Here is a 19,193-nt window from a genome sequence, read left to right on the forward strand (position 1 = left end):
GGCTTGGCGTCGACGGGGTTGGCGTGCGCGGCGATCGGGCCGGCGAAGACACCACCGGCGAACGCGAGACCGGCAACAGACAGCATGCTCTTACGCAAGATCGTGTTCATGGGGGTAGCTCCTTCGGGGGTAGGAACACCACACGCACCACCAGCGGGGGTCGGTGACGTGGGGTGTGAGCACCTCGTCCGGCGCTGCACAAAACAAGGGGAAAGATGTGGGGGGGGCCTGCGGGCTGATCGCCTCGTAGCGCCCGGGGGCGGCGGCCGGCGAGCGGGGGGCTCGTGGCGCCGGGACCGTGTGTAACGACCCGCGATCCGCGGTCATTCCCGGGGCGGCCCGCGAGGGGGCTCGCCGCGCCGGACTGTGTGTAACGGCCGGCGGTCCGGGGTCATTCCCGGGGCGGCGGCTCGCGAGCGGGGCTCGCGGGGCCCGGACCGTGTGTAACGGCCGCCGGGCTGGGGTCATTCCCGGGCCCTCGGGGCCCCGGGGGGGTCACGGGTTGTTCGGGGGTCTGCAACGACCCGGCCCGACCGGCCATTTCCCACCCGGTCGAGCGGACGGGGGCGGGCCGTGGTCCTGCAATCGTCAGGGTATGCAACGACCCCCGGCCCGCCACGATTCCGGCCCACGGATGCGACCGGTCACAACCCAACCATCGCTCAGAAAGGGACATCCCGCCTATTCGACGCAGCGGACGCGGCGGGCGGGGTGTGTCTGGGTAGTGATCGACTCGGGTTCGCCGATATCGGGGTATCCGGGACCGGTTGATACCCCGACATCGGCGAACCCGAGTCGATCACGGCAACCCGACATCCCGGCACGCCGACCGGACGCCGGCACGCCGACCGGACTGCCCCGAACGCGCCTAGCCGGGATCAGGTCAGCCGAGCGTTGCCGCGTACCGGCGGCCTGGGCGGAGTGTCGGGGTGTGGCGCGGGCTTCCGATCACGCACGTCGAGTGCCCCGCCGGGCCACTCATGACGACGTGCCACCGGAGGGATGACATGGGGCTGGCGCCCGCCGGAAGATCCGACGGGCGCCAGCCTGAGGTGCGATCCGGGCACTGCCCGGTTGGTGGTGCGCCGATTAGTGCGCGGCCCCACCGAAGCGCTGGCGACGACGCCAGGCCAGCGTCAGCAGCAGCATGATCGCGCCGGCGCCGACGAGGCCGCCGCCGAGCTTGATGGGCGTACCGAGGCTGTCACCGGTGACGGGCAGCGGCTGCTTCTTGTCCAGCACCCGCAACTGGGCGGTGGCGGTCCGGCCGGACTCCCGGCCCGTGGCGGTGAAGGTCAGCAGACCGGTCACCGACGGCTTGTAGCTCTTGGTGAAGTGACCCTGGGCGTCGGTGAACGCCGTGAACTGCAGCGGCGCGCTCGCCTGGTACGCCACAGGCGCCATGGCCACTGTGGTGCCGTCGCTGCGGCGGACCGGCGCCTTGCCGGCGGCCGGGGCCCCCAGCGGGGTGAAGGTCACCGTGTGGTCGACGGTCTCGTTGGGGCCGAAGCCCGTCCCGGTCAGGATGACCGTCTCGCCGAGGAAGATCGTCGGCCGGTTGACGGTCAGGGCCGGCGGCTGCGGCGCGTACGGCGGCGGCTGGGGTGGGTCGGTGGTCGCGCTTGGCGTCGGCTGCGGCTGTGCCGCCCCCGCTGCCGTCGGCACGGCGACCACGGCCAGGCCGACCGTGAGCGCCATGATGATGCGGGATAGCCGCATGATTGGTTCCCTCCTACTGGTCACAGCTTGGTGCGGAATGAACTTGGGTGGTCCACGGGCTGGCGGTGGGGGTCAGCCACAGCTCGGCCTGCCCGACGCCGGTCTTGGCCGTCAGGACGGTGACCTCCAGCGCCCTCTCGGCGCCGGGGCCGATGTCGACGTTGGCCGTCGCGACCTGGCGGCGGCGTTCGGTGCCGCTGCCCACTGCCGTTTCGGTCCCGTCGAGCCGGGCGTCGAGCACGGAGCCGCCAGCCGGACTGAAGATCGACACCAACGTGCGAGCGGTGTACGGATCACCAGCCAGACCGAGGCCGAGGATCGACTTACTCAGCCCCGACTTCGGCGCCGTCGAGCGCAGGGTCACCCGCAGCCGGAGCTCGCGGCGGCCGTCGGGCCGGCATTCGCCGACCGTGAGGCTCGCCGTCGGCCGCAGGTAGTAGCCGAGTTTCGCGCCGCTGCCGTCGTTGAGAAACACGCCGACAGTCGGCACGGTGTCCTGTTCCGGGAGCGTCCCGGCCATCCGGCTGTCGCCGAAGGTCCGCTGTTCTTCCGGGTGGGCACTCCAGAACAATATCCGGCGTTCCGTGATAGCACGGTCGAATGCGGACAACAACACCCTTGGGTTGACATTCTTCTTGAAGAAGGCGTCAAACACCGCAGCTGCCGAGGAGGCGAAGTACTCGTCCTGCTGCCTGGTGTCCAGCCGCTGGTAGGTCTCGTTGAGCAGGGTCTGCACGACCTTCTCGCTGGCCAGCGGCACACCGCCGGGCACCAGCACCGGGCCGGTCGCCTTGAGCAGATAGGACAGCACCACCGGGTCGACGGCGAGCACGCCGTCGACAGTGGTTCCGGTCTTGCGCCGGAACATCTCCCGGTACAGGGCGGCGGCGGTCGGGAAGTGCGGTGTGAGGTTCACGTCGGCGGGATAGATGCCCGGCAGGTCTGTCCAGACCGCCCGGGTCTCGGCGGGCAGCTTCAGCGCCGGGGTGAACTGGCCGAGGGAGGCGCTGCTGCCCTGCCTGCCCATCCGGACCCGACCGTTCTCGGCCTCGATCATCGCGTACGCGCCGAACATGCCGCCGGTGGCGCGCAGCTCGGCCAAATTCTGCGAGACGAGCAGGTAGCGCCGTGGCCCACTCGCACCGAGCAGCGGCGGCAGCAGCCGAGCGCCCTGGTCGGCCGCAGCGGTGAGACTGGCCAGCCGGTCGATCTCGCCACGTAGGTCGGTCAGCGCCTGGCGCACCTGGTTGACCAGCCGGTCGACGGGCACCGCGCTCAGGTCACGGCGGGTGCCCTGCACCGCGTCGTTCGCCCGGGTCAGCTCCGCGGAGACCGAGCTGAGCCGGGCCAGGTCCAACCGGCCCTCGGCCGGCACCAGGCTGGTCAGGTCCGTCCGCAGCAGGGTCGGGAACGCCCGCCGGGCCAGGTCGTCGATCGCGATGGCGATCAGTCGGACCGCGTCGAGGTCGTCGCCGGCGATCGGGGTACGCCGACCGACCTTCCAGCTCGGGTCGGACGTGGCGGCCCGGGCGGCGTCGGCCTGCTCCTGCAAGGCGGCGAGAGTCCGCTGGGCACGTTCGGTGTCCCCGCCGACCACCTGCGCGCTCAACTCCCGGGCCAGGCCGGCGGCGTTGAGCAGGTGGGCGCGCGCCTGCCAGCCCCGGAAACCGATCCATCCCCCGGCGGCCAGCAGGAGCGATCCGACGACCAGGGCGCCGAGCAGGGCCCGGCGCAGTCGCGCCCGCCGACGACGCCGAGATCGGCTCCGCCGTCGATGCGGCCGTTCGCTCTCCGTCACACCACACTCCCGTTTGCTGGAATCGGACAGTCCGTCGGATTCCCTGACGTTCTTAGCACGCTGCGGGGGAATCTCGTACGGTTATGGCATTTCTCGTCCCTTACGCGAGGTTTCCTCGCGGCTCGCCCGCCTCCTGCGGAACCCGGCCGGCGGCCTCGTGCAGCAACCGCTCGATGCGGTCCACCCCGGCCGGCAACGACATCTCCCGCAGGTACGTCTGTCGTCCCCGGCGGCCCATCTCCGTGCGCGCCGGCGGCGGGATGGTGGCGGCCAACCAGAACCGGTCGGCCAGCGCGGCCCAGTCCTCAGGCGGGCACGACAGCCCGGCTCGGGCGCGTTCGACCAGCTCGGCGGTGTCACCACCGGCCGACGCCACCACCGGCGCGGCGCAGGAGAGCGCGGCCTGCAGCTTGCCGGGCACCATGCCGCGAAGCTCCGGCAGGTCGCGCAGCATGATCAGCTGGTAATCGGCTGCGGCGTACAACTCGGGCATGTCGACAGGTGACCGCCGCTCAAGGAAGCGGACGTTCTCCGCCTTCAGCTCGGCGGCGAGCCCCCGCACCCGACGCTCGTCCGCTCCCGACCCGACCAGGACCAGGTCCATGGTGCGGTCCAGCGCGGCCGCGGCACGGACCGCCGTCTCCAGCCCCTGGCGGGCGCCGATGGTCCCGGCGTGCATGACCACGCACCGGCGATCGCGGCGGATCATCTGCCGGGCCGCCGCGCCGGGCGTCGCCGGGTAGAAGATGCGCTCGTCGGTCCAGTTCAGCACCAGCTGGACCCGGGCCGGGTCGGCCCCGGCGGCGACCACCAGGTCCCGCATCGACGGCGCGGCCACCGCGACGCGCGCGGCCGTCCGGTAGATGCGGGTCATCGCGGCGCCCATCCGCGCCGACCAGCGGCCGTCGCCGTCCGCGTCCGCGCCGTCGCGCGCCCAGACATCCTGTACGTGCAGCACGGCCGGCACCTTCGGCAGCAGCCGGAACAGGGCGGCGGTGGCGAACGTGGTGGCCGGCAGCTGAAAGACGTAGAGCGCGTCCACGTCGCCGAGGTACCGACGCGCCGCCAGCGACGCGCTGCCCGCGAACGACAGGTAGCTGACCATTCGCCCGCCGGTGGAAGTGGCCCCGCCGGAGTAGCGCGGCACCCGCCGGACCGCCAGCCGTTGACTGTGCGTCTCGTGGTGCCAGCGCTGCCGCCACCCTGGATAGACGTGACCGCCGGGGTAGTCCGGGAAACCGGTGAGCACCCGGACCTCGTGCCCGCGCGCGGCCAGCTCCTCCGCGAGGCTGCCGGGGATGAAGGCGGGCTCGGGTGGAAAGTGGTACGACAGGATGCCGATCTTCACCGGGGCACCGCCGAGGACCACGGATCGGCCTCGGCCGGCGCGGCAGCACGTCCGGCGGGCGGTCGGCCCGCGTACGATGCCGACAACCCCTCCCCGCGCGGCCAGCGACGTCGACGCACCACCCTCGGGGTGTGGCGACCCGCGTCCGCACCCACGAGAGGGCTCCCGATGGCCGATCGCGTGTTGTTCGTCTGCCACGCCAACCTGTGCCGCTCGCCGATGGCCGAGTTCCTGGCCCGCCGGTTGCTGGCCGGCCGGCCCGTGCTGGTGTCCAGCGCCGGCACCGACGCGATGGACGGGATGGCGATGCACCCGTACGCCGCCCAGGTCGCGGCCGAGGGTGGCGGCGATCCGGCGGCCTTCGCGAGCCGGACGCTGCGTCCCGAACACCTCGCCGACGCGACGCTCGTGCTGACCGCGACACGGCGGCAGCGTTCGATCTGCACCTCGCTGGCGCCCGGCGCGCTGCACCGGACGTTCACCCTGCGCCAGTTCGGCCGACTGGCGGCGGCCGCGGAGCCGCCCGCCGAGTCGAGCGACGACCCGCTGCGGGCCGCCATCGCCGCCGCCGCCCACGCCCGGGGGCGGTTGCAACCCGCCGCCCAGGACGCGGACGACCTGCGGGACCCGATCGGCGGCACCCCCGCCGACTTCCGTCGCTGCGCTGAGGAGATCGAACGCTCGCTACGACCCCTCGCCGCGCTCATCGGGGCAACCGGGTGAGTTCCTGGGTGCGGTCGCTGACGCCGTTGACGCCGGCGCCCTCGCTGTGCCGGGGGGCGGTGGCCCGGGCGGTCGGCACCGACGCCGAGGCCGGCGAGGTCACCACCCGGTAGGCCTCGTACTGGTACGCCTCGGCCTTGGCCACCTTGGCCATGTTCAGCACGCACCCGAGCAACCGCACCGAGACCGAGTGCAGCGAGCGGGCCGCCGCGGCCACCTGGGTCCGCGACGTACGGCCCTGCTGACTCACCAGCAGCGCGCCGTCGGCCTGCACGGCCACCACGACACCGTCGGTCACCGCGAGCAGCGGCGCGGTGTCGATGATCACGATGTCGGCGGACTCGCGCAGCGCGAGCAGCAGGTCCGCCATCGCCTTGGAGCCGAGCAGTTCGCTCGGGTTCGGCGGTGCGGAGCCGCTGGGCAGTACCAGCAGGGACTTGTCGCCCCAGCGCTGCACCACGTCACCGACCTGGACGTCGCCGACCAGCACGTCGGTGAGACCGACACCCGCGTCCAGGCCCAGGTACTCGTCGACCTTCGGGCGGCGCAGGTCCGCGTCGACCAGCAGCACCCGCCAGCCCGCCTCGGCGAGCGCGATGGCCAGGTTGCAGGAGAGCGTCGTCTTGCCCTCGCCCTGCAGGGCGCTGGTCACGGCGATGACCCGGGCCGGCTCGTGCACGTCCACGAAGCGCAGGTTGGTCCGCAACTTACGGACCGCCTCCGCACGGGCCGACGTCGCGGCTTCGCCGACGATCAGCGGAGCGGTACGGGCTGCGTTCTCGAACGGGATCTCGCCGAGCAACGGACTTCCGGTGGCGCGTTGCAGGCCGGCGGCGTCGCGCAGGCGGACGTCGGCGACGCCGCGCAGGATCGCCAGGCCGACACCGAGCGCCAGACCGAGCAGACCGCCGAGCGTGAGGTTGCGCAGCGGCTGCGGGGAGACGGGGCTGGAGCTGACCCGTGGACCGCTCACCACTTCGATCTTGATCGGCGCCTTGCCCTCGGGCGGCGTCTCGACCTTCTGGACGAGCTCGACGAACTTCGCGGCGAGGGTTTCGGTCACCCGCAGCGCCCGGGCCTGGTCGGTGTCGGTGACGGAGGCGCGCAGCAGCACGGTGCCGGTCTCCGTGGAGGTGGTCACCCGGCGCTGCACCTCGTCCGCAGTGAGCCCGACCGGGGTCTCGGCCACCACGCTCTGCGCCAGGCGGTCGCTGCTGAGCAGGTCGGCGTACGACTTGACCCGCTGCTGGAGGAACAGACCACCCTGGTAGGCGTCGGTGACGCCCTGGTTGGGGGTGGTGACGAAGAAGGTCACCGAAGCGACGTACCGGGGCTGGGCCCGTACGGTCAGGAACGCCGAGACGCCCAGGGCCACCATGACGGTGACCAGCACGACCCACCAGTGCCGACGCACGTGGCGCAATTGGCGGAGCAGGTCCATCAGGAGTGCCTCCGTGCGGGTCCGGTTACGCCAAAGAACTTCACGAAAACCCCCAAGGTCGTCTGCCAACTCGTGAAACCATTAAAGCCCCTCATAGGGCTTATGTCCGGAGTTATGCATTTTCGAGGCGAACAAGTGCGCCCGCATGACCAACCCGACAAAGGGCCATTCGGCATCGGCGACATCCGGGAAAAGTCCACGGCCGATCCGTGCCGCGCCCTCGCGGCTGCCGCGATCGCCCACGATCGACCGCCGGAAGCGCACTGCCGCTCCTTGGTGCGCCCTCGCGCTGATCTCGGCAGGGACGCCGCGCGGGGTCGTACACCCGGCTGGCTGTGGTGACGCCCCGGCCCGGCGGCGGCGCTGGCACCTCGACCTGGGCCGCTGGCCGACTTCGTCCTCGTGGCGGGGCTGAGGTCAGGCGCGAGGTCGTGGCCGGCGACCCGCGGAAGCGCGAGGCGCGGCACTCGCGGCGCTGGCCGACATCGGCGGGACGCCGCCGCCCGCGCGACCTACGCGGCGATCGTCCGGACAGCGGGCGGGGCGGGTTTGCGCGGCTGGGCCACCGCGATCGCCGCCGACATCGCCCGCACGCTGGCCGTGCTGACGGTGGTCACCGCACTCGACCGGCGGTCCGGGACGAGCTGCTGCACACAGGTCGGCGGGACGAAACGACGCCGGCGGTCGCCCCTGTGGGGCGACCGCCGGCGATGCGTGCGGAGGTCAGCGGCGACGCTCGCTGGGGCGACGCTCCTCGGTCTCGTCGGCCAACGCGTCGGTCGCCGGCGCGGTGAGATCGTCGCCCGGCACCGCCACCTCCTCCGCGAGGTCCTGCTCGTCGGGCTTGCCGCCGGGCTGGGGCTCGGGAGCGGTGGCGCCACCGGCGTAGCCGTACTCGTTCGGTTCGTCGTGCCGGGCCATGTGGTTATCCTCCCGCTTTTCCCTGTTTCGCTGCTACCGCCCACGGTAAGTGGTGATCGTCGTCCGCGCAGCGCGGCGGGGATTGTCGGCGCGACCACGGCGGCGCGAGACTCAACGCCGCCGCGAGCAGTTGGCGCAGCGCGACGATCGCCGCCGCGGCAGCGAGGGCACCCCACTGCGGATCGCCGGCCAGACGGAGCAGGCCGGCCGCCGTGAGCAGATCCAGCAGGACCCGAACCGCGACCCGGACGGCACCTGTGCACAGGGCGGTGACCACACCCACGACCAGGGCCAGCGCGGTCACCACCTCGACCAGCGCACCGATCACGGCCGTGGCTGCCCGTCGGTGACCTGCCGCTGCTCCTGCCGGATCTCCCGGCCCAGGAAGTAGTTCAGCGCCGTCCGGATCGTGGCGATCGCCGCCAGCTGGCCGATCTGGGTGAACGACGGTGACACCGCCGTACGCAGGACGTCGGCGGCCAGCTGGAACTCCAGACCGAGCGTCAGAAACCGGCCCAGGGACAGTCGGATCGGAGTGAAGACGGCGGCGGTGCGGTGCCGCAGTCCTTCGACCACGAACCGCACCGCCGCCCACACGGCACCCACGAAGATCACCAGAGCCCCGGCCACCTCCACCACGGCGACCAGCACCTCGTCGCCGTGGCGCAGCAGCTCCGCCGGCTCCACCCGGAGCCGTTACCCGCCAGCGGGGCAGCTAGTCGGTGCTCAGGTCAGCTCGTTGACGGCCTCCAGGATCAGCCAGAGGCCACTGATGGCGAAGAGCACCGCGGCGCCGTACTTGATGGTCTTTTCCGGCAGGCGGCGGCCGAGCATCCGGCCCACCAGGATGGCCAGCGCGTCCGCGGCCACCATGCCGATCGTGGAACCGAGCCAGGTGCCGAACCAGCCGTACTTGGTGGCCAGGGTGATCGTCGCGAGCATCGTCTTGTCACCCAGCTCGGCCAGGAAGAACGCGACCGACACCGCCACGATCGCGGTCTTGCTGGTCTTCTCGGCCTTGCGCTTCTCCTCCTCGGTGAGCTTGTCACCGCGCAGGGTCCACGCGCCGAAGCCGAGGAACGCCACACCGGCCACCAGGGAGATCCACTCGGTGGGCAGCACGGCGCCGAGACCCGACCCGATGGCGACCGACGCCAGGTGCACCACCGCCGTGGCGACGGTGATGCCGATCAACACCGGAATCGGCTTGAACCGCGTGGCGAACGTCAGCGCCATCAACTGGGACTTGTCTCCCAGCTCGGCCACGAAAATGACACCGAAGCTGACGACCAGCGCGGCGAGGAATCCCTCCATGACATCCTTCCCGTTCACGCCGGGAGGAGGTACGGGGGCGCCCTCGACCCGGCTGCGACAGCCTGAGTCGAAGGTCTCGCCCGCCCCGGAGACCGGGGCCGCGTGGCCGGGTGCGGAACGCACCAGTATGTCGACCACGACATTGGGGGCTACTCCCCTTCGCGCGACCAGCCTAACCGATCACCGAACGGCCCGGACGCCGCGGGTGAAGAGCCTCACCGCGCCCGGGCCGGAGATCGTGGGTGCAGCCTCACCGCGCCCGGGCCAGGGTCACGCCGAAGAGCCCGTCCGGGTCGGTCCAGAAGTTCGCCGCCGCGAAGCCCGCGTCGCGCAGCTCCGCGGCCACCCCCTCCGGACGGAACTTCGCCGACACCTCCGTGCGCAGCTCCTCCCCCGCGGCGAACTGGACCGTCAGATCCAGCACCCGGACCCGCATCGGGCGCGTCGCCCGCAGCCGCATCTCGATCCACTCGTGGTCCGGATCCCAGTGGGCGACGTGCTCGAACGCCTCCGGGTCGAAATCGGCGCCCAACTCCCGGTTGATCACGTACAGCACGTTGCGGTTGAACTCGGCCGTGACGCCGGCCGCGTCGTCGTACGCGGGCACGATCACCGACGGGTCCTTCACCAGGTCGGTGCCGAGCAGTAGCCAGTCGCCGACCTCCAGCGCGGCGCGCATCGCGGCCAGGAAGTCGGCCCGCTCGGCCGGCAGCAGGTTGCCGATCGTGCCGCCCAGGAACACCACCAGCCGCCGACCGCCGGTGGGCAGCCGGTCGAGCTGACGGGTGAAGTCACCCACGATGCCCCGGACCCGCAGCCCCGGATAGTCGGCGGCGATCTGCGCGGTCGACCCCAGCAGGGCACTTACCGACACGTCCAGCGGCACGAACGTGCCCAGCCCGCCCTGACGGGTGAGCGCGTCCAGCAGCAGCCGGGTCTTCTCCGACGAGCCGGAGCCCAGCTCGATCAGGGTCTTGGCGCCGGTCAGCGCCGCCACGTCCGGCGCGCGCTCGGCCAGCACCGCCCGCTCCGCCCGGGTCGGGTAGTACTCGGGCAGCCGGGTGATCTCCTCGAACAGCTCGCTGCCCCGCGAGTCGTAGAACCACTTCGGCGGCAGCCACTTCGCCTCGGCGGTCAACCCGGCCCGGACGTCCTCCCGCAGGCCACGCTCCAGGTCCTGCGGCTCAAGGTAGATCTCCAACGGTTCCGCGGTCATCGGTCCTGCCTCTCTCCTCGGTCACACACCTCGCGTTGCCCGACCGGTGCCGCTCACCGGATCGGCAGTGGGCACATCCGCACCTCGTCCACGGTGGCCGTGACCAGGTGCCCCTCCGGCACCGGCCGCCACCCGGGATCGTCGTCGTGTGGCTCGGAGGCCAGCAGCACCGAGCCCGCCGCCGCACGTACCGACAGCGCGTGGCCGAACGTGGTGGCCACCACGCGCCGCCCGTCGGTGAGCAGCACATTCAGCCGCGACCCCGGGGCGGCCACGGCGACCTCGGCCACCGTCCGGGCCACCGCCTCCGCCGGATCGTCGCCGCCACGCAGCCGGTGCCGCACCAGCGCCCACAGCAACGCCGAGTCGGTCGCCGCGTCCAGGGTCAGCAGGTCACGGACCGGCAGGCCGGCGGCGAGCGGCACCACCGCGTCCGGCCAGCCCCGGACCACACCGTTGTGGCTGAACAGCCACCGCCCCTCGGCGAACGGCGCGGCGGCACCGTCGAGCACCGCCATCCCGACGGTCGCCGAGCGGACCGCGGCCAGCACAGCGCCGGCCCGGGTCACCGCCGCCAGGTCGGCGATCGTCGGGTCGCTCCAGATCGGCTGGGCACGCCGGTACCGCACCGGCTCGCCGTCGCTCGGATACCAGCCGACGCCGAACCCGTCGGCGTTGATCGTGCCGCCGCCGCGCATGTCACGAGGCGCCCAGGACTGGCGTACGAGTGCGTGCGCCGGCTCGAACAGCAGCTCGGCAAGCGTGACCGGCGGCCCCAGATAGGCCAGGTGACGGCACATCAGCGCAAGCCGGCCGCCGGCGCAGCCGCCCGGCGCGACGTCACGGGTGCGACTCGTCCGGCGCGGCGTCCCGGGCGCAGCGGAAGCCGCTGAAGATCTGCCGCCGGATCGGATAGTCCCAGTTGCGGAACGTCCCCCGGCAGGCCGACCGGTCCGTGCCGAACGAGCCGCCACGCAGCACCCGGTAGTCCTCGCCGAAGAACACCTCCGAGTATTCCCGGTAGGGAAACGCGGTGAAGCCGGGATGGCCGCGGAAGGTCGTCGACGTCCACTCCCAGACGTCCCCGATGAGCTGGTGCACACCCAACGGCGACGCTCCCGCCCCGTACGCGCCCACCGGCGCCGGCCGCAGGTGACGTTGGTCGAGGTTCGCGTGCGCCTCGGTCGGGTCCTCGTCGCCCCACGGGTAACGGCGCGACCGCCCCGTCGCCGGATCCCACCGGGCGGCCTTCTCCCACTCCGCCTCGGTCGGCAGACGCTTGCCCGCCCACGCGGCGTACGCCTGCGCCTCGTAGAAGCACACGTGCACCACCGGCTCGTCGGCGCGCACCGGATCCCACCTGCCGAAGCGGCGGTACGCCCAGCCGTCACCGTCGCGACGCCAGTGCATCGGCGCGACGAGCTGCTCGGAAACCCGGTGCTCCCAACCCGCCGCGCTCCACCACCGTGGGTCGGTGTAGCCGCCGTCGGCGATGAACGCCACGTACTCGCCGTTGGTGACCGGCGCGGCGTCGATGACGTACGCGGGCAGGTCGACGCGGTGCGCGGGACGTTCGTTGTCCAGCGCCCAGGGATCGGTGTCCGTGCCCATCGTGAACTCCCCGGCCGGCACCAGCACCTCACCGCCGACGCGGGCGGTCGGCTCGGGTGGTGGCGGGGCGTGCAGAACCGCCGCACCCGCGCGCAGCTGGTGGGTCGCGAGCATCGTCTCGTCGTGCTGCTGCTCGTGCTGGACGATCATGCCGAAGGCGAACCCGTCGGCGACCAGCGGCCGGTCGGTGAAACTCACGGTGTCGAGCAGGTCGTGCACCTTGTCCCGGACCGTGCCCAGGTAGGCACGCGCCTCCGCCGGTGGCAGCAGCGGCAGCGCGGGCCGGTCGCGGCGGGGCTGCTTGAACGCGTCGTACAAATCGTCGATGTCGCAGCGGACCGGCTCGCGGCCACCCACATCACGGACCAGCCAGAGTTCCTCCTGGTTGCCGACGTGCGCCAGATCCCACACCAACGGCGACATCAACGGAGAGTGCTGGCGCATCAGGTCGGCCTCGTCGACGGCCTCGGTCAGCAGGGCCGTACGGGACCGGGCACGCGCCAACTCCGCCGCGATCCGCCCCCGCAACCGCTCCCCCTCGGGATGGTCAGTCGTGCCCACAGCCACCGTCTCGCCGTTCACCGGTCTCCCTTTCGTTCGCGACTGCGGGGCTCGCAACCCCGGCTCACTCCTCGCACTCACCCAGTCCGCCTTCCGTTCGCGACTGCGGGGCTCGCAACCCCGGCTCACTCCTCGCACTCACCCAGTCCGCCTTCCGTTCGCGACTGCCGGGCTCGCAACCCCGGCTCACTCCTCGCACTCACCGGTCTCCCCGCTGTGCGGCGGCCAGCCGCCGTCGTACGCCTCGGTGGACCTCGTCGTGGGTGCCGGCCGGCAGCTCCAGCCGGGGCAGTGCGGCCAGGGCCAGGTCGAGCAGCGCGGCCGCGGCGGCGGCCAGCGTCGGGTCGGACAGACCGTGCCGCGCGGCCGCCGACCAGCGGTGCGCCACCGGCGCACCGATCGTGTACGCCGCGCGCACGGTGTCCGCGTCGGCGAACAGCGCGCTCAACACCGCCAGCGGGAGACGCCAGTCCCGGTCCGGCTGGGCGTCCAGATAGCGCAGTTCCAGGTAGCCGCGCGGACGCACGGGCGGAAAGAGGGTGCTGACGTGATAGTCAAGATCGTCGGTGGTGGGTGGGCGGGGCAGCGCCCCGTCGAGCCAGTCGGCGAAGGTGACACCCGGCGGCGGCGCCCAGTCCGGGCCGCGTCGGCGCAGGCAGAGCAGCGGCGCGGCCAGCACGTACCGGATCCAGGTGGTCGTCGGATCCTCGTCGGCGTTGCCGGGCACCCACACCGGGCGGGTGCGGGTCGGGTCGATGGCCAGCCAGGCGGCCATCCGCGCGGACGCCCACCCGGTGCGCCGCCCGGCGTGCCGGCTGGCCGAGGCGAACGCCGCCAGCAACGGCGGCCCGACCGCGTGGGCCGCCGCCCAGCGCGGCGCGACCTGGTCCGGCTCGCCGATGTCGAGGCAGACCTGCAGACCGGCGGTGCTGTACATCATCGTCCGGCCGGCCGGTCCCCGCCTGTCGAAGGCGCGGCGCATCGCGCGGTATCGGGGGGTGTCCACCACGGGGCGGGGCCGACGGTGCGGGTCGATTCCGCTGCGGCCGAGGGTCAGCCCGGCGGCGGTCAGCAGGCCGGTGACCTGGGCGATATCGGCCTCGGTGGCCTGGATCAGCGCGCCGGCCGAGGAGCGCGGCGGGGTGGAGATCTCCAACTGGCCGCCCGGTTCGAGGGTCACCGTGCCGCCGTGTCGCAGCGGCTCGGCGGGGCTCGCCGGGTCCAGCGTGACGGGGCTGTGGCGCCCCAGCGCCGCCCGCAGCCGCACCGGGTCGACCGGTCGGGCGGGGTCGGCGGCGTCGTGCACGGTCCATTCCAGTTCGACGCCGGTGTATGTCGGGGGGCCCGTCTTGAAGCAGATGCGAGCGAGATGTCGGCCGGCGGCGGCGGACTCACGCAGGATCGCGCTGCGGTCCAGCTCGGGCGACGTCACCATCGGTGCAGCCTCCTTCGTCGTGCGCCAACTCCGGAACACTGTGCCACCGTAAACCCACCCACCGACACTGTCGGCGGCGTCGAGGGTGCCACCAACCTCTGTCTAACAGACGAATTTCCCGGGGCACGGCAGAACGAACCGCGCCGGCTGGATGCTCAGTTCGCGGCCGGCCCCGCCGGGCGCGAGGGCTTGTGCTTCGCCGATCCCGGCGGCGTCGCCGCCGCGGACGGTTCGGCGGGGGGCGGCGTCCGCTCCGGAGCGGACGGCTCCGCTGACGGGGACGTTCGCGCCGGAGCGGACGGCTTCGCCTCGGGCACCAGTCGCTGGCAGTACTCCTCGACTGCGGCGACGCCACCGGCGGCCGCCACCAGCCGCTGGAAGGCCGGGGTCCGCAACTTCTTCTCCCGCTGCTCGGGCTTCCCGGCCCGCCAGGCGCGGCACAGCCCGTGCAACTGACCCCCCGGCGTCACGCCAGCCGACGGGGTGCCGGTCACCGACGGCGAGCCAGCAGGCGTCGACCGGCTCGGAGCGGCGGACGGGGTGGCCTCGGGAGCATTGGAGGGTCGCGGCGCGCTGCTCGGCACCGGAGGCGCCGGTTCCGGCGCCGGGTCCAGGTCCAGGCTGGCCGCGGCGAACGCGGCGCCCGCGGTGGCGGTGGCCGCCAGCGCGCCGATCCAGGCCAACGCGCCGGCGGTGAGCCGGCGGCCGCGTGGTCGTCGGCCCGCCGAGGGCTCCGGGGCGGCGGCCCGGGCGGCCCGGAACGCGGCCAGCGCTGCCTCCTCGCCCGCCAGCTCCCCCGGCCGGGCCGGGCCGGCGGCGGCGGCGGCGAGCAGCCGCGCCAGCGGGTCGGTCGCCGACTGCGGGGCGGCGGACGCACGGGACCGCTCGGCCGCATCGAGGTCGAAAGCGACGGCGGTGTCGACGTGCGGGGCCGCGGCGGAGGCCGACGACGTGTCCGGGCCGAAAGGCGCCTCGGGGTCGAGGGCAGCGTCGATGCGGGTGGCGTCGAGCAGCCGCTCGGTCTCGGCACGGCCGGCGTGCCGGTCCGGCCGGTACGGGTTCATCCGGAATCCCCTCACGTCAGCCGTCCGCCTGCTCGGCGTGTGACGTCCGCCGGGATCGGCCGGTCCGTCCGCGAGGTGGCGGGACCACCTCGGCGCCGACCGACGGTGTGACGCCGTCGGCGCCGTGAGCCGGCACGGCAGGCGCGGACCGCGTCATCGGAGCGTCAGGCGTCGACACCCCGCCCTGCGCGTCGGTCGTCCCGGTCGGGACCGCACCGTTGGGCGGCGCCACGGTCACCGTCTGTCGATCCAGCAGGGTGGCTAGCCGCCGCAGCCCACGGTGGGCGGCGGTCCGGACGGCCCCGGCCCGACGCCCCAGCACCCGACCGGCCGACTCGGCGTCCAACCCGATCACGGCCCGCAACAGCACCGCCTCGGCCTCGCGCGGCGGCAGCGTGGCGATCAGTGCCAGGGCCGCCTCGGTGCTGATCGTCTCGCCGGCCCGCTCGGCGGTGTCGACGTCGCCGGCCAACTCGGTGAGCGCCTGCACCGGGACGGGCAGCGACGGTCGCCGACGCAGCCGGCGCAGATGATCCATGGCCCGGTTACGGGCGATGGTGACCGTCCAGGCGCGGAACTCACCGCCGGTGAAGGTGGGCAGGTCGCGGGAGATCTGCAACCACGTCTCCGACGCCACGTCCTCGGCGTCCGCGCCGACGAGGGCGGTCAGGTAGCGCAGCAGACCCGGCTGCAGGCTGCGGTACAGGAAGCGGAAGGCGTCCTCGTCGCCGGCCTGCGCCGCGGTGACCGCCTCGGACAACTCGCCGGTCATCCGCGGCTCACGGATCGTTCGGGACGGCGGCCCGGCCCGACGCGCCATGGCGGCGCTGTCCGCGCGCGCACCGTCGACCGCACCCGCACCGCCCTCCCCCGAATCCGCTTCGCGCCCGCGTCCGGGCCGGCCGGGGGCCTCCGCCCCGGCGCGATGGCTCTCGACTCTCGAGGCGGTCGGCCGGGCGGCCCCGAGCCGGGCTAACGCTAGGAGGGGACCATCCGAGCGACAAGTCGGGATCGCGTCACGGAAGAGTGACAATTATCAAGCCGTCCGGACGGCGTGCCGCCGTAACAGCTGGGCACCAGCGGACGCTCCCGGGGCCGGGAGACGGCCCCCGGCGGTGATCCGGCAATCGTACGCCGGGATGTGTCGCCTTTTGTCACGTGCCGTCATCATGCCGTCACAGATCTGGCCGTGTCCACTGAGGTCGGACCGGTCGGACCGGTGGGTACGACCGCCTGGCCGATCAGCCGCAGCGCGCCGTTGGCCGCCACTCTGGGTACGGTAATGCTGTGTTGTCATCGGAGGTCGTGCTCAGCGGGCGGTACCGCCTGGACGAACGTGTCGCCACCGGCGGCATGGGCGACGTCTGGCGTGCCTCGGACCTGGTCCTCGGCCGGCAGGTCGCGGTCAAGGTCCTGCTGCCGGCGCTGGTCTCCGACCCGGACTTCATCGCCCGTTTCCGGGCCGAGGCACGGATCATGGCCGCTCTGCGGCACCCCGGGATCGTGCAGGTGTACGACTGCGGCGAGGACGACCTGCCCGACGGCGGTCGGGCGGACTACCTGGTCATGGAGTTCGTCGAGGGCGAGCCGCTGTCCAAGCGGATCGAGGCGGCGGGTCGGCTCGACGTGGCCGAGACGATGTCGATCGTGGCCCAGGCGGCGCACGCGCTGAGCGCGGCACACCGCGGCGGCATCGTGCACCGCGACGTCAAGCCCAGCAACCTGCTGGTCCAGGAGGACGGCACTGTCGTCCTCGTCGACTTCGGCGTCGCCCGTTCCACAAACGTGACCAGCATCACCAGCACGAACGCGGTGCCCGGCACGGCTCTCTACATGGCGCCCGAGCAGGCCGCCGGTCGTCCGGTCAGCGGCGCCACCGACATCTACGCGCTCGGCGCGGTCGCCTACTGCTGCCTGACCGGCGGTCCACCGTTCACCGGGGACAACCCCCTCCAGGTCGCCGTCCGGCATCTCGACGACGAGCCGCCGGAGCTGCCGCACGAGATCCCCGAGGCGGTCCGCGCCCTGGTGTCGCGGGCCCTCGCCAAGGATCCGCTCGACCGTTTCACCAGCGGCTCGGCCATGGCCGAGGCCGCCCGCACGGCGGTCACCGGCGGCGAGCCGCCGACGGCGATGGCGGCGTCGGTCCCGCTGCGCGAGGCCGGACCGGGCACCCGCACCGACGTGCCGGTCGGCGCGGCGGTGGCGAGCGCGGCGGATGTCGCGCGTCAGCGACGTCGCGGGCCACTTGTCGGCGCGGCAGCCGCCATGCTGGTAGCCCTGATCGGTCTCGGGGCGGCGCTGGGTGCGGCACGCAACACCGGCGACGAGGAGCCGGCGGTCAACCTGCCGACGACCTCCGCGACGCAGGCGCCCAGCCAGCAGGCGGAGCTGCCGGCGGCGAACGAGCAGAGCACCGACGACCCGGAGCGCCCGAACCGGCCGAACGTCCCGGACGCCACCACGTCGGCGTCGGTCACCGCCACGCCGAGCACGCAGCCCTCGCAGTCGTCCAGCCCGCCGTCGGCGACGCCGAACGCGACCACCGCGCCGCCGCCCAGCGACCCGCCGAAGACCGACCCGCCGAAGACCGACCCGCCCCCGACCAGCCCGCCCCCCAGCTCGGAGGCGTCGACCGGTCCGGACGATCCGGTGGGCAACTGACCAGCCGCCTCACCAGCACCGATATCACCAAAACGGACTTACGCCGCCGATAACCACTCTAGGCTCTCCGCAGGTCATTTCCACCATCTGCCGCGGGAGCCCGGGTGAGCGCTGAGAAGCTGGTCGTGATCGGTCAGGGGTACGTCGGGCTGCCGCTGGCCATGCGCGCCGTCGAGGCGGGCCTGGACGTCGTCGGCCTCGACGTCGACGCCGACCGGGTGAAGCGGCTCGCGTCCGGTGAGTCCTTCGTCGAGGACATCCCCACCGACCGGCTGGGCCGGGCGCTGGGCAGCGGTCGGTACCGCCCCAGCACGGAGTACACCGACGCCGAGGGTTTCGACATCTGCGTCATCACCGTGCCCACCCCGCTGCGCGACGGCACCCCGGACCTGAGCTTCGTCGAGCAGGCCGGCGTCGGCATCGGCCCGTACGTGCGGCCGGGTTGCACGGTGATCCTGGAGTCGACCACCTATCCCGGCACGACGGAGGAGCTGCTTCGACCGCTGCTGGAGTCGGCCAGCGGGCTGACCAGCCCCGGCGACTTCCACCTCGGCTACAGCCCCGAGCGGATCGACCCGGGCAACCCGACCTGGCGACTGGAGAACACCCCGAAGGTGGTCTCGGGTGTCGACCCGGCGTCGCTGGCCCAGGTGCAGGGGTTCTACCAGCGCCTGGTGGAGCGCACCGTAGCGGTGGACTCCACCAGGGTCGCCGAGCTGACCAAGCTGATCGAGAACACGTTCCGCCAGGTCAACATCGCGTTGATCAACGAGCTGACGATGCTCTCGCACCATCTGGACATCGACGTCTGGCAGGCGATCGACGCCGCCGAGACCAAGCCGTTCGGGTTCCTGCCGTTCCGGCCCGGCCCCGGCGTCGGCGGGCACTGCCTGCCGATCGACCCGTGCTACCTGTCCTGGCAGGTCAAACGACGCCTCGGCCGGCAGTTCCGGTTCATCGAGCTGGCCAACGACGTCAACCACGAGATGCCCGAGCACGTCGCCCAGCGGATCATGGCGGGGCTGAACCGGTCCGGTCGGGCGGTAAGCGGCGCCCGGCTGCTGCTGCTGGGGCTCGCGTACAAGAAGAACACCGGAGACATGCGGGACTCCCCCGCCGTCGACGTGGCCCGCCGTCTGCAGGCCCTCGGCGCCGAGGTCCACGCGGTCGAGCCGTACGCCCAGGCCCACCACATTCCCGCCGGGGTCACCATCGTCGGGCTCACCGAGCGGGAGGTGCGGGCCGCGGACGCGGTGGTGGTGGTCACCGACCATGACAGCTTCGACTACGACCTGGTGGTCCGGCACGCCCGCTACGTCTTCGACACCCGCAACCGGTGCGCCGGCGAGATGGTCGAGCGCCTCTAGACCCGGCACCG

Annotated in this window: 16 protein-coding genes and 1 pseudogene; 3 read left to right on the plus strand and 14 right to left on the minus strand. The window is 72.9% G+C overall.

Annotation, left to right across the window (positions count from 1 at the left end):
* Positions 1-1,089 precede the first annotated feature (1,089 nt).
* The 3 genes from AB0B97_RS24825 to AB0B97_RS24835 form a co-directional block, all read right to left on the minus strand.
* Positions 1,090-1,719 carry a hypothetical protein gene (locus AB0B97_RS24825; RefSeq protein WP_357496824.1) on the minus strand — a complete coding sequence of 210 codons (630 nt, stop codon included), beginning with the start codon at positions 1,717-1,719 and terminating at the stop codon, positions 1,090-1,092.
* 13 nt (positions 1,720-1,732) lie between these two features.
* Positions 1,733-3,517: a DUF4012 domain-containing protein gene (locus AB0B97_RS24830; RefSeq protein WP_357496826.1), complete on the minus strand. Its 1,785-nt coding sequence runs from the start codon at positions 3,515-3,517 to the stop codon at positions 1,733-1,735.
* A gap of 100 nt (positions 3,518-3,617) precedes the next feature.
* Complete coding sequence (locus AB0B97_RS24835) at positions 3,618-4,865, minus strand: glycosyltransferase family 4 protein (protein WP_357496828.1); 1,248 nt, start codon at positions 4,863-4,865, stop codon at positions 3,618-3,620.
* Between the two features lie 168 nt (positions 4,866-5,033).
* Here AB0B97_RS24835 and AB0B97_RS24840 point away from each other — a divergent pair, with 168 nt between their 5' ends.
* Positions 5,034-5,588: a low molecular weight phosphatase family protein gene (locus AB0B97_RS24840; protein ID WP_357496830.1), complete on the plus strand. Its 555-nt coding sequence runs from the start codon at positions 5,034-5,036 to the stop codon at positions 5,586-5,588.
* Here the strand turns inward: AB0B97_RS24840 and AB0B97_RS24845 are convergent.
* From AB0B97_RS24845 to AB0B97_RS24895, 11 genes and pseudogenes are all read right to left on the minus strand, one after another.
* A complete protein-coding gene (locus AB0B97_RS24845; protein WP_234591214.1) occupies positions 5,569-7,029 on the minus strand; it encodes a polysaccharide biosynthesis tyrosine autokinase in 1,461 nt (486 codons plus the stop codon). The two genes, AB0B97_RS24840 and AB0B97_RS24845, sit on opposite strands and share 20 nt — an antisense overlap.
* Before the next feature lie 723 nt (positions 7,030-7,752).
* Positions 7,753-7,950: a hypothetical protein gene (locus AB0B97_RS24850; RefSeq protein ID WP_234591216.1), complete on the minus strand. Its 198-nt coding sequence runs from the start codon at positions 7,948-7,950 to the stop codon at positions 7,753-7,755.
* Positions 7,951-7,954: 4 nt separating this feature from the next.
* Positions 7,955-8,278 carry a hypothetical protein gene (locus AB0B97_RS24855; RefSeq protein ID WP_357496832.1) on the minus strand — a complete coding sequence of 108 codons (324 nt, stop codon included), beginning with the start codon at positions 8,276-8,278 and terminating at the stop codon, positions 7,955-7,957.
* Positions 8,275-8,637 (minus strand): DUF1622 domain-containing protein, encoded by a 363-nt coding sequence (locus tag AB0B97_RS24860; RefSeq protein ID WP_234591220.1) that lies wholly within the window; start codon positions 8,635-8,637, stop codon positions 8,275-8,277. Before AB0B97_RS24860 ends, AB0B97_RS24855 begins: the two co-directional genes overlap by 4 nt.
* Positions 8,638-8,676: 39 nt before the next feature.
* The gene (locus AB0B97_RS24865; protein ID WP_234591222.1) at positions 8,677-9,264 is read right to left on the minus strand and encodes a TMEM165/GDT1 family protein; all 588 of its coding nucleotides are present in this window, start codon (positions 9,262-9,264) and stop codon (positions 8,677-8,679) included.
* A gap of 250 nt (positions 9,265-9,514) precedes the next feature.
* A complete protein-coding gene (gene egtD, locus AB0B97_RS24870) occupies positions 9,515-10,480 on the minus strand; it encodes an L-histidine N(alpha)-methyltransferase (protein WP_234591224.1) in 966 nt (321 codons plus the stop codon).
* A 53-nt stretch (positions 10,481-10,533) separates the two neighbouring features.
* Positions 10,534-11,280 (minus strand): ergothioneine biosynthesis protein EgtC, encoded by a 747-nt coding sequence (gene egtC, locus AB0B97_RS24875; RefSeq protein WP_357496835.1) that lies wholly within the window; start codon positions 11,278-11,280, stop codon positions 10,534-10,536.
* A gap of 40 nt (positions 11,281-11,320) precedes the next feature.
* The gene (gene egtB / locus AB0B97_RS24880) at positions 11,321-12,673 is read right to left on the minus strand and encodes an ergothioneine biosynthesis protein EgtB (RefSeq protein WP_357496837.1); all 1,353 of its coding nucleotides are present in this window, start codon (positions 12,671-12,673) and stop codon (positions 11,321-11,323) included.
* 178 nt (positions 12,674-12,851) lie between these two features.
* Positions 12,852-14,087, minus strand: a complete 1,236-nt coding sequence (gene egtA / locus AB0B97_RS24885) for an ergothioneine biosynthesis glutamate--cysteine ligase EgtA (RefSeq protein ID WP_357496839.1) — start codon at positions 14,085-14,087, stop codon at positions 12,852-12,854.
* Between the two features lie 155 nt (positions 14,088-14,242).
* Positions 14,243-15,151 (minus strand): hypothetical protein, encoded by a 909-nt coding sequence (locus AB0B97_RS24890; RefSeq protein WP_357496841.1) that lies wholly within the window; start codon positions 15,149-15,151, stop codon positions 14,243-14,245.
* Between the two features lie 244 nt (positions 15,152-15,395).
* Positions 15,396-15,923, minus strand: a pseudogene (locus AB0B97_RS24895) (RNA polymerase sigma factor); the annotation flags it as partial.
* Positions 15,924-16,438: 515 nt separating this feature from the next.
* Here AB0B97_RS24895 and AB0B97_RS24900 point away from each other — a divergent pair.
* Together AB0B97_RS24900 and AB0B97_RS24905 are read left to right on the plus strand one after the other, a co-directional pair.
* On the plus strand, positions 16,439-17,815 hold the full coding sequence (locus tag AB0B97_RS24900) for a serine/threonine-protein kinase (RefSeq protein ID WP_357496843.1): 1,377 nt from the start codon (positions 16,439-16,441) through the stop codon (positions 17,813-17,815).
* A gap of 104 nt (positions 17,816-17,919) precedes the next feature.
* Positions 17,920-19,182 (plus strand): nucleotide sugar dehydrogenase, encoded by a 1,263-nt coding sequence (locus AB0B97_RS24905; RefSeq protein WP_357496845.1) that lies wholly within the window; start codon positions 17,920-17,922, stop codon positions 19,180-19,182.
* The last annotated feature ends 11 nt before the right edge of the window (positions 19,183-19,193 follow it).

This window comes from Micromonospora sp. NPDC049004 (genome assembly GCF_040649315.1).
Classification (GTDB): Bacteria; Actinomycetota; Actinomycetes; order Mycobacteriales; family Micromonosporaceae; genus Micromonospora.